Annotated in this window: 8 protein-coding genes and 2 tRNA genes; 6 read left to right on the plus strand and 4 right to left on the minus strand. The window is 42.1% G+C overall.

The features are described 5' to 3' along the window. The first annotated feature begins 1140 nt into the window (after positions 1-1140). From ahpC to WFH18_RS15085, 3 genes are all read left to right on the plus strand, one after another. Positions 1141-1704, plus strand: a complete 564-nt coding sequence (ahpC, locus tag WFH18_RS15075) for an alkyl hydroperoxide reductase subunit C (RefSeq protein WP_005105379.1) — start codon at positions 1141-1143, stop codon at positions 1702-1704. Between the two features lie 621 nt (positions 1705-2325). Continuing rightward, complete coding sequence (locus WFH18_RS15080) at positions 2326-3633, plus strand: FAD-dependent oxidoreductase (RefSeq protein ID WP_005105380.1); 1308 nt, start codon at positions 2326-2328, stop codon at positions 3631-3633. A 3-nt stretch (positions 3634-3636) separates the two neighbouring features. Then, positions 3637-4485, plus strand: a complete 849-nt coding sequence (locus WFH18_RS15085; RefSeq protein ID WP_005105381.1) for an SAM-dependent methyltransferase — start codon at positions 3637-3639, stop codon at positions 4483-4485. A gap of 75 nt (positions 4486-4560) precedes the next feature. On the opposite strand, the gene WFH18_RS15090 is transcribed toward WFH18_RS15085, so the two are convergent. The 3 genes from WFH18_RS15090 to WFH18_RS15100 all read right to left on the minus strand — a co-directional run bounded on the left by WFH18_RS15090 (position 4561) and on the right by WFH18_RS15100 (position 5618). Further along, positions 4561-4636 (minus strand) — tRNA-Thr (locus WFH18_RS15090). 204 nt (positions 4637-4840) lie between these two features. Then, positions 4841-5068: a hypothetical protein gene (locus WFH18_RS15095; protein ID WP_004647282.1), complete on the minus strand. Its 228-nt coding sequence runs from the start codon at positions 5066-5068 to the stop codon at positions 4841-4843. A 459-nt stretch (positions 5069-5527) separates the two neighbouring features. Beyond that, positions 5528-5618 (minus strand) — tRNA-Ser (locus WFH18_RS15100). Between the two features lie 122 nt (positions 5619-5740). Here WFH18_RS15100 and WFH18_RS15105 point away from each other — a divergent pair. Beyond that, a complete protein-coding gene (locus WFH18_RS15105; RefSeq protein WP_005105382.1) occupies positions 5741-7621 on the plus strand; it encodes a potassium transporter Kup in 1881 nt (626 codons plus the stop codon). Between the two features lie 81 nt (positions 7622-7702). On the opposite strand, the gene WFH18_RS15110 is transcribed toward WFH18_RS15105, so the two are convergent. Further along, positions 7703-8356, minus strand: a complete 654-nt coding sequence (locus tag WFH18_RS15110) for a hypothetical protein (protein ID WP_004278668.1) — start codon at positions 8354-8356, stop codon at positions 7703-7705. A 264-nt stretch (positions 8357-8620) separates the two neighbouring features. On the opposite strand from WFH18_RS15110, the gene WFH18_RS15115 reads away from it, so the two are divergent. Together WFH18_RS15115 and WFH18_RS15120 are read left to right on the plus strand one after the other, a co-directional pair. Beyond that, the gene (locus WFH18_RS15115; RefSeq protein ID WP_005105384.1) at positions 8621-9703 is read left to right on the plus strand and encodes a DNA/RNA non-specific endonuclease; all 1083 of its coding nucleotides are present in this window, start codon (positions 8621-8623) and stop codon (positions 9701-9703) included. 78 nt (positions 9704-9781) lie between these two features. After that, positions 9782-10027 carry a hypothetical protein gene (locus WFH18_RS15120; RefSeq protein ID WP_005105385.1) on the plus strand — a complete coding sequence of 82 codons (246 nt, stop codon included), beginning with the start codon at positions 9782-9784 and terminating at the stop codon, positions 10025-10027. The last annotated feature ends 393 nt before the right edge of the window (positions 10028-10420 follow it).

Here is a 10420-nt window from a genome sequence, read left to right on the forward strand (position 1 = left end):
TTGTTTGAAAGAAGAACTTTAAAAGCTTTATTTTCACCCGATAAAATACCCATAAAACAAGAGGAAGCTCAAATGAGCTTCCTCTTGTGAAAAATTGTGGGACAGCAATGGTGTTAACTCTCTTTTTTAGTAGCCTTCGTTTTATGTAATAAGTTATCCAAGAATGGATCATCATAATATTGTTTCATAATTTACAACTCCTAGTTCCCTCAGAATACGCTTAACATTATTTTTGAATTCAATAAAACTTCTCTGTTTACTCGGAGTAGAAGGTATAGCTATCTTACGCTGCTCCAAAATACAGAGTTGATCATGTTTTTTACCGCTAATGATACGAAAGCTCTTATGTTTAAGTAGTTGCTTGACGTATTCATTGATGTCCTTATCTTTTGAGTAGTACATGGCTTTCCCTAAAAGCAGATAGGAGAGTGGAATCTCCTATCTGCATAGTCCTTTATCCTTAATAGCGGTCATTATTAGGATTTAACTGATTTGCATGATTATCCAGGGAATCCCAATAGGCATCGTTATTAGGATTCATGCTATCAGAGCGATCGTCGTTAGGTGTTCTAGACATTCTATTTCTCCTATCAAAGTGGTTATCTAGTGATAAGCATCATAGAAGTTATACAAAGGACATTCTTGGATTAAAAAAGGATAAATTTAGATAATTCTAGATATTTTCATTTAAGTTCATTCTGTAAAGTTAAGAAAAAGAATAATTTGTTAAAAGTAGGAAAAGTTCACTATAACTTTACAAAAAATTAAATCCTTATCTTAAGTGTATGAATTAAATTAATTAATATGAAATATATATGGACTTCCATTTTGATCTAGAACGGTAAATCATCATTAAAACCCACCTGAATGCGGTGGGTTTTTTATGTCTTGAAGATTGGTATTGAGTTTGCATAAAGCCCGACTTATTAGAAGAATCATAAGTGTTAAAGCATTATCTTGCTTTTGATCAGCACAACTCTGCATCGAGAAAATAAATGAGATTAACAATACTAATAGAAATTAATGATCTAAAAAAGCGATCATTTTTATAAAAACTTGCGGTTTTACCTATTTTGAAATTTTTCGTATTCTAGCTTCACAAGATAAGCAATCCCAGAAATAAGCCAGAGGAAATATCTCATGAGTTTAATCAATACTGAAATCAAATCATTCAATGCAACTGCTTACCACAATGGTCAGTTCATCGAAGTTTCTGAGCAAGACCTGAAAGGAAAATGGTCAGTGGTGTTTTTCTATCCTGCAGATTTCACCTTTGTTTGTCCAACTGAATTAGGCGATCTTGCTGATCAGTATGCTGAATTCCAGAAAATGGGTGTAGAAATCTATGGCGTGTCTACCGATACTCATTTCACCCATAAAGCTTGGCATGATACCTCTGACGTGATTGGTAAAATCCAGTATCCATTGATTGGTGATCCAACCTGGACTTTGTCTAAAAACTTCGAAGTATTGATTGAAGCTGAAGGTCTGGCAGATCGTGGTACTTTCGTGATTGATCCAGAAGGTAAAATCCAGATCATTGAAATCAACGCGGGTGGTATTGGCCGTGATGCACAAGAGCTTCTTCGTAAAGTGAAAGCTGCACAATATGTACATGCGCACCCAGGTGAAGTTTGTCCGGCAAAATGGAAAGAAGGTGAAGCAACACTAGCGCCGTCAATCGACCTGGTGGGTAAAATCTAATTCAAACCTAGTTCTTTGAAGCAAAAAATCCAGCACAAGTTGCTGGATTTTTTATTTTTTTAGTTTAGAGATTTATGAATTCTAGACAAAAACATCATGCCATTTGATTTCTATTTGAGAACAAAATGAGAATTGAGGAATTGCACTCTATGCTTTTTAAGCGGCTTATGCGAGGCAATCAAGTAAGCGCAATACCATGCTGAATGATTGACTAGGCCTGAAAACAAAGAAGCCTCTGCTTTCGCAGAGGCTTTTATTTTATAAGGCGCTGTAGTTTCTTGTCGTTTTAAACAATTTTCGCATAAACGCATCTGAATGGAACCGGATGAATTTATGGTTTTCTTATGCTGCGAATCATAGGTATTTAAAAAGTATTTGTCAACCAAGGATTATAAAAATGGTTAATTAAATTATTTGTTTTTAAAGCGAATTTTCAAGTTTTTAGATAAAAATATGAATAAAATCTTAGATTTGATGGAATTTTAACTAAGTCAGAAAAATGAATAAAAAGCAGGTGAAATTGAACAAAAAGGCCTTTACGAAAAACATATATTCTGGAAGATTTTAATAACCTGTTTGATTGGCGCATGGTACATAATTTCTGTAGTTTTTCAATGACGGATGATCAGTTTGGATATCGCAGTAATTGGTAGTGGCATGGCCGGACTGGCTACAGCCAGAATTCTCCAGGACGCAGGGCATCACATCACGATTTTTGAAGCACTTCCAGGTCGCGGCATGGACAGTCATAGCCTTGAATTTGAAGGGGGCCTGATTGACGCACCTTTACGTGTGATGAACCCCTATCTGTGGAAAAACACCCTGAGTCTAGCCACACATCTGGGCATTAAAACTTATCCGGTGCGGACCTATATGGCCTGCAGCTGGTTATTTGAAGATAAAACTGAAACCTGGCTGACCACATCGCGCAGCCGAATTGGCAATATCCCGATCATCAATAACCGGAAAGGCCTGCAACAATATGGCTGGCGTCTGGTCAAAGGCCTGTTGCAGTTAAAAGTTGCATTGACCAAATTCTTTAAATCGAAAAATCAGGACATCAGCCTGGCAGAATTTATCAATCGTAACGAGATTGAAGAAGTGTTCTGGCACGGTGCGGTGATGCCGGTGCTATATACCATCTGTACCTGCAATCCGAAAACCATTGGTGAATGGCCAGCTAAACCGTTGTTAATTTTTCTGCGTCAATTAACCGATGGCGATGCGTTACTGCGTCTGCAAGGCGGTACACCAGCGTTGGTCGATAAGCTGATTGAAGGCATTCAAATTGAAGACGGTTCAGCAATTACACTGGTACAAGAGCAGGGCGATCAGGTCAAAGTTGAAAATGCGGCCGGTTATTCAAAACTGTTTGACCGGGTGATTGTCGCAACACCGACCACCAAAATTGAGGAGTTCCTGGATCCGGTACAATTCGCCAGTGAAATTGAATTATTGAAGAAATTCAAATTCGAACAAGGCGAACTGGTGATTCATACCGATGCCAGCGTAATGCCGCCAAAACGTAAAGACTGGGCCGTACTCAGCTATATGATGGACCGTAAATTTACTCGTCAGCAATTTACCGTGTGGCTTAACTCGATTGAACCTTCTCTGGTCGGCAAGTCGGCCGTATTTCAGACCTGGCGTCCGGTAACCGAGATTGATCCGAAAAAAGTGATCAAATCGGTGATGCTAACGCGTGCAGTGGTCGATGCCAATACCGTAGCACTGAATAAGGAATTGCAGCAACGTCATCTGGATGCCAATCGTAAAGTCTTCTTCTGCGGTTCATGGTCATGTGACGGTTTGCCAATTCTGGAATCGGCAGTGACCTCAGCGATGAAAATTGCGGAAATTTTTGGTGCACCTTTACCATTTGAGGGTTTAAAACCTGTGGTCGAGGTTGCACCGCAACTGGGTTATTAATCCATGCAATGGCTTCAGGCACTGCGTCAGCGTCTTCCCCAGCACAAGTATGCAATTGATGCCGCTGTGTTGGGCGATCATGCGCAATTGCCCTGGAGCAATTTAGGGTATTGGCAAGCAGGTCAGCAGGATTATACGGCTGCCTGTCGTATGCTCACCGATCACCTTGCACAAACTGTAAATTTAAATTCAAAAGATAAACTGCTGGATTTAGGCTGCGGTCAGGGTGCAAGTTTGCTGTACTGGCAACAACACTATCAGGTGCAATATCTGGCGGGGGTTGAGCTGCAGGCTGCCTGTGTGGCTAATATTCAGCAACATTTGCCAGAACTGAATGCCATTTATCAGGCGTCATTTTTGCGTTTAAAAGAATTGCCATTTTCCCAGCGTTTTGATGTGGTGCTGTGTCTGGATGCGGCTTATCACAGTCCTGTGCCTTTATTCTTGGAGCAGATCCGTAGTGTTTTAAATTCAAATGCGCGGATTGGTTTTCATCATCTGGTTTTGTCCGAGCGCTGGGAAAATTTAAATGCCTTACAACGGCGTAAATATCAGTTTTTATTGAAATCTGCTGATGTGAATTTAAAAGATTTAATGACAGTGGGGGCACTGTATGCCTGTCTGGATCGTTTTGAATTTAAAAATATCCAGATTCAGGATCTGTCCGAGCCGGTATTTTCAGGCTTTGCGGATTATGTGCAAAAAACTTTGAATTCAAAAGCATCAGATGATCAGGCTCAAGGTTCAAAACTGGATCATTTTAAAATTCAGATGACAGCGAAACTATGCCGAAAATTATATCAGGAAGGGATTGTGAGATATGTGCAAGTGACGGCACAATCGAAGCACTAGAAAGTGCAAGAAGACTCAGCTGAAAATACCAAAACCCAGAAACATCAAAGCCTCACTAAAAGCGAGGCTAAGATATGGTGCCGGCACACGGATTCGAACTGTGGACCTACTGATTACAAGTCAGTTGCTCTACCAACTGAGCTATGCCGGCATGGTGGAGTGCATTTTACAGATTTTTTTGGGTCACGCAAGCCAAAAAATAACCGTTTAAACTGTTTCGGCAGGATTTGTTTATTTTGACCGAATGGATGAAAAGTTCTGTTTTTGATTATGTGCAAAGAAATGGCCCATATGTGCAGATATGGGCGAGGGTGAAAGCATAGGATTTGCTATGGATATGAGTTGGTTATAAGGTTTATCTGTTTTTCAGGATGCGATCTAATTCTTGTGCACATTCCTCTAAAGTAAAGGCCATATCAAACTGCATTTGAGGTTTGAGTTCTTGAGCGAGGCTTCTCCACTGTTCGATGAGTCTCAAGGCTTTTTGAATTTTATGTTTATTGATGTCCTTGGCAATGGTTGGGGTATAACCGCCACGTTTTGCATTTTTAATCTGTTTGGCATAGTTTGCGCTGTTATTCATGTTCGCTCTCCGAATAGCAGTGTATCTATTTTTTAACTTCAAATTTGAATGGCCCGGTTCACTTGGTTATTTCTTTCTATCCTGTGGTTTTTATTCTCCTTTTAGTTGATTTATAAGCAACATAACATAGCTTTGATGACAATAAAATTAAGCTATTTCTGTGCCAGTTTTTTTGTTTGAACACATAAATAAAAACCTGAAATGAATGGCGTACAAAAACTGCACAATTCATCAGTTTTTTGGCTGATGAAAAATGAAGATTTTTAAAAATAGAATTGAGCGTAAGTGTTGTGTTGCAAAAGATTTTTATGAAAGAGGATTGATATCAACTCAATGATTTGCATAAGACGATGGATAATAATATTTTAAGATCTAAGCAGATGATTTTTTTTGCTGATGGGATGATGGATAAAATTAAATATAAAAAAACCCGAATCATGTGATTCGGGTTTTAAATTCTGGCGGTGAGAGAGGGATTCGAACCCTCGAAACGCTATAAACGTTTACACACTTTCCAGGCGTGCTCCTTCAGCCACTCGGACACCTCACCATAGGCCGAGGATAATAGCGAAAAAAACCAGCTGTGCCAAGCTGAAACAATTGATTTGCAGAAAAACTTTTAATGCGGTGCTATGATTCGCAAAAATGCTTGTTAAAAAACGAAGACAATATATGCAAAGCACTGCACAAAAGGCAGCTCTTCCGGTGATTACACTGGCTGCGCTTGGGGTCGTTTTCGGAGATATTGGTACCAGTCCGCTGTATGCACTGCGCCAATGCTTCCTTACCGCACATCTCGCCATTAGCGAAGCTTCTGTACTCGGTATCCTGTCCCTGATTTTCTGGTGCATGATGCTTACCATCAGCTTTAAATATGTCATGGTAATCATGCGTGCCGATAACAACGGCGAAGGCGGGATTATGTCACTGTTGGCATTAAACCTGCGTACCACACGAATCTCTGATCAAAAGAAAATATTCCTGATTGCTTTGGGCTTTGTCGGCGCATCGCTATTTTTCGGTGACGGGATTATTACCCCGGCAATCTCCGTGCTCTCAGCCATTGAAGGCCTGAGTATTGCCACGCCCATTTTCAATCAGTGGTTGGTGCCTTTATCGATAGGGATTCTGGCCGGACTGTTTATGGTACAGCGACACGGCACAGCCACGATGGGCAAATTTTTTGGGCCTTTAACCATGCTCTGGTTTTTGTCGATTGGCGGTTTTGGTTTGTGGAGCATCATCCAGACCCCATTTGTACTCTGGATGGTGAATCCCTACTGGGCCTATCATTTTGTGGTCGATCAGCCTTATGTGGCTTTTCTGACCATGGGGGCAGTGATTCTGACCATGACCGGTGGTGAAGCGATTTATGCCGATATGGGGCATTTTGGCCGCCTACCGATTCGGCTGGCCTGGTTCATTATTGTCTTGCCATGTTTATTGCTGAATTATGCCGGGCAAGGCGCCTTGTTGCTGCGTAGTCCTGAAGCCCTGGCGAATCCTTTCTATATGCTACTGCCAGACTGGGCCTTATTCCCTATGATTGGACTGGCGACTGCAGCGGCGGTGATTGCCTCACAGGCGGTCATTACTGGGGTATTTTCTATGGTCAATCAAGCCATTCAATTGCGTTATTTGCCGCGCCTGTCAGTCAAGCATACCTCTGCATTGGAGCGTGGCCAGATTTATCTGCCTTTCATTAACTGGATGTTGTTTATCTCGGTGCTGATCCTGATTTTACTGTTTGAAAATAGTGCCAATCTGGCCAGTGCTTATGGCGTTGCGGTGACCATGACCATGCTCTGCGGCACCATTTTGATCTCGATTCTGGCCTATGGCTTCTGGCGTTGGCCGGTCTGGAAAGTAGCGTTATTTGCTGTACCATTCCTGGCACTGGATTTAGTCTTTGTGGCCTCAACGTCCTTGAAAATCGCTTCGGGTGGCTGGGTGCCAATTCTGATTGGTGCGGTACTGTTTACGATTCTCATGACCTGGAAAGACGGGCGTGCGTTGGTACTGAACCGGCTGGAACAGGATGCCTTGCCGATTGATCTGTTTATTAAAAGTATTTCGATGGGGGAAGGCACCAAGTTTGTGCCAGGCGATGCCATTTTCCTGACCGGTACACCAAATATTGTTCCGCATGCCATGTTGCATAATATTAAGCACAATAAGGTCTTGCATGAACGCAATATCATGTTGACGGTGATTACCCGGGATATTCCTTTTGTTGACAGGCAGGACCGGATTGAACTGGAAAAACTGAGTGAGCATTTTTACCGGGTGTTTATCTATTATGGTTTTAAGGATCAGCCGAATATTCCGGAAGCTTTACAACAGGCCTATGAGCAATGGGATTTTGAATATGACCTGATGCAGATCAGTTTCTTTATTTCACGTGAACGGATTATGCATACTGTGGGTGAGGGCATGGCACCGTGGCGGGAAAAGCTGTTTATTTCTATGCAGCGCAATACCAGTCCGGTCAGTGATTTCTATCAAATTCCACCCAACCGTGTGGTCGAGCTGGGCACCCAGATTCAGATGTAAATAAAATAAAAAGCATAAAAAAAAACCAGAGGCACACTCTGGTTTTTTTATGAGAGAAACAATAAATAAATGAGTTTCAGATTATTGTTCGAGTTCTACCGCAGCCGGCACTTCAGGTGCAGCATTCAAAGGTTCTTCCATCAGTACTGGCTCTGCATCAGATTGAGCTGCAATTTCAGTTTGTTCATTGCTCACATCTGCTTCAGTCACAGCCGCTTGTTGCTGTGCTTCAGGCATCGGTTGTTCTGAAGCAATAGCTGCTTGCTGTTGCTCTTCAGACATTGCTGGTACAGCTGCTTGTTGTTCTTCCAGTGTTGGTTGTTGTTGAGGCGTCGTCATAGACGTGCTGGCTTCTACTTCTGATTCAGTGGCTGGTTCAACCAGATTGGCCGGCACCTCTGCTTCATTCATACCTGGTTCTGTGACAGGTGGTTGAGGAGAAACAGTACCTGAATTTGGTGCCTGAGTCATTGCTGGATCATTGGGCATTGGTGCCTGTGTGTTTGGCATGGCTGGTTGCGGTGCTGCTGCACGCGGATCGACCAGACGAATCTGACCAGAGTTCACCAAGCTTTCTAAAGAGGCTTCCTGACCATTCACCTTGGTACTAATTTTAGCTTTAGACAAGCTTTCAAGTGTTTCACCTGGTTGAACCGGTGGCTCAGCAAATGCAGCTACGCTGATCACACTTGTGAATAATCCTAAACCTAATGCTTTAGAGAGTTTGGAATTCATGATTGACACCATTGCTAATAATTGTACGAATTGAGATAGGCCGTTAGCTTTACACACTCAATCTACTGAGCCAAACAAAGCTACGCAAACACCGAGAAACCTCATTTAAAAAGAAATAAAATTAGATAGTTTGTTACAACTGCCCGAGATTTTGGATACTTATTGTTTATTTAGTAAACGAATGGTAGAGCCAAGATATACTTCACTTATACAGCTTGTTAAGCTCGGTCAAAATCTGTATTGATCTAAAAAGTACGTGTAAGAATGGCCAAGAAGCAGCGTAAACCCAAGAACTCTTTTTTTCAGTTTTTAAATGATAATAGTATTAAAGTCATTCTGGGCGTGGTGGCTTCGAGTAGCTTCGCCATCGCTTTTGGCCAGGAAAAAATCAGTCAGTGGGTGTCGCTATCCTCTTCCAGTGATTCTGCCTGTCTGAATCAGTTTTATCGGGATGTGCCACCATATTTGATAAAAGACAGTCTGAAAAAAGACAGCTATTCACTGTGTTTTAATGGCTTTAATGTTGGTTATTCCGGGGTATCTAAAACGCCGCTCTGGGTGGCGGAAGCCTTAACGCCAGCACGCTTAAGCCAGAAAATTCCCCGTGAAGATAATTTTCATGAAGAAGATCGGGTCAGTGCGAAGCATCGTGCCACATTGGCGGATTATCGCGGTTCAGGTTATGACCGCGGTCATATGGCGCCGAATGCGGATATGCCTAACAAGGCTGCGCAGTCTGACAGTTTTTCATTGGCCAATATGGTGCCGCAAGCGCCCAAGAATAATCAGCAAGTCTGGCGTGAGCTGGAAGAAGCCACTCGTGCCATTGTGACCAAGCAGAAACAGGATGTTTATGTGGTAACCGGGCCGGTCTTTGCCGGGAAGAAGCTGAAAACCATTGGCAATGGCGTGATTGTGCCAACCGCGGTCTATAAGGCGGTTTATATGCCGAAAACCGGTGCTATTGGTGCTTACTATGCACCGAATGACAATTCACTGAAAGTGCGTATTGTCAGTGTCTGCTATCTGGAAGAACAGCTTGGAATTAACCTGTTCCCGCAGCTTACCGAAGAACAGAAACGCAATACCTATAAGCTGCCACTGACTGGAAATGCCGTAAAAGCCAACCAGAAAATTGAATACTCTAATTGGGATGCAGAAAGTCAGTGTGCCGAAGAGGTTTCTGAAGAAAACCTGCAGGCATTACAACGCGAGTTTAAGTCTTCCGGTTCAAGCAGTTCGGCCTCCTCTGCGACTGGCGGTGCGATAGACAATGCAACGCAAGATGCCATTGTGAAACAGCTGATTGATGCCTTGTTGCAATATATTTTGCACCTGTTGAAATAAGCTTGCTGAAAAAACCGGGATTCGGGTAGCATCGACATCAGACGTTCATTGAAAATAACAAAGACAGGTGAAGAGGATATGTTTAAAGCATTTGAAAATGGCAGCGAATCCCATGCCATTCATGATCTGACTTTGGAAAATGATCTGGACTGCGTCAGCCTGTATGGCAACTTGCAAATCACCAAGGATCAGCAGGGACTGAAAGTGGCCAAAGCCTTGCAGGCTTTTCTGAATGATGTGGTACAACAACTGGAAAACACGCAGGACTTGCCAGAAAAAATTCAGCGTGATGATCTGGATGAAATTGAAAATCCATTTTTATAAGCATTTTTAAGCGCGATGATCTGCATGCTCCATGTGAAACATGCAGAAAAATGGTATTTGGAAATCCTGGCTTTTTAGAGGGTTTTTATTAAAAAGCCTAATTTTCTGCTCCCACAATATCTCCAAACACCAGCCAGAATGTGCCGAGCAATTCGGCAAGATATTTATCCATATTCTAAGTCCTTATTTTTATATTTATTATTAGGTTATAGGGACAAGGGATTTAAATTATCAACGTTGCTTGAAGCCCGTATATTAAACCAACATGTTAGTGGTTTAAGCGTAAGCGTCCGCTGAACCCCATGTCTATTTTTAATTCGGTTCAGGTTTCCAGCGGTGTGGCAGTAATTCTTCTATTTGGGTCACTTTATGGGTCGGCAATCTTTTCAGCAC

The sequence above is a fragment of the Acinetobacter sp. USHLN143 genome (assembly GCF_037145695.1).
In the GTDB taxonomy this organism is placed as follows: domain Bacteria; phylum Pseudomonadota; class Gammaproteobacteria; order Pseudomonadales; family Moraxellaceae; genus Acinetobacter; species Acinetobacter fasciculus.

What these genes read in the sequence shown, in the direction of transcription:
- WFH18_RS15080 (WP_005105380.1), top strand. Translation starts at nt 2,326, where the DNA reads ATGATCAGTTTGGATATCGCAGTAATTGGTAGTGGCATGGCCGGACTG.
- ahpC (WP_005105379.1), top strand. Translation starts at nt 1,141, where the DNA reads ATGAGTTTAATCAATACTGAAATCAAATCATTCAATGCAACTGCTTAC.
- WFH18_RS15095 (WP_004647282.1), bottom strand. Translation starts at nt 5,068, where the DNA reads ATGAATAACAGCGCAAACTATGCCAAACAGATTAAAAATGCAAAACGT.
- WFH18_RS15085 (WP_005105381.1), top strand. Translation starts at nt 3,637, where the DNA reads ATGCAATGGCTTCAGGCACTGCGTCAGCGTCTTCCCCAGCACAAGTAT.
- WFH18_RS15115 (WP_005105384.1), top strand. Translation starts at nt 8,621, where the DNA reads ATGGCCAAGAAGCAGCGTAAACCCAAGAACTCTTTTTTTCAGTTTTTA.
- WFH18_RS15120 (WP_005105385.1), top strand. Translation starts at nt 9,782, where the DNA reads ATGTTTAAAGCATTTGAAAATGGCAGCGAATCCCATGCCATTCATGAT.
- WFH18_RS15110 (WP_004278668.1), bottom strand. Translation starts at nt 8,356, where the DNA reads ATGAATTCCAAACTCTCTAAAGCATTAGGTTTAGGATTATTCACAAGT.
- WFH18_RS15105 (WP_005105382.1), top strand. Translation starts at nt 5,741, where the DNA reads ATGCAAAGCACTGCACAAAAGGCAGCTCTTCCGGTGATTACACTGGCT.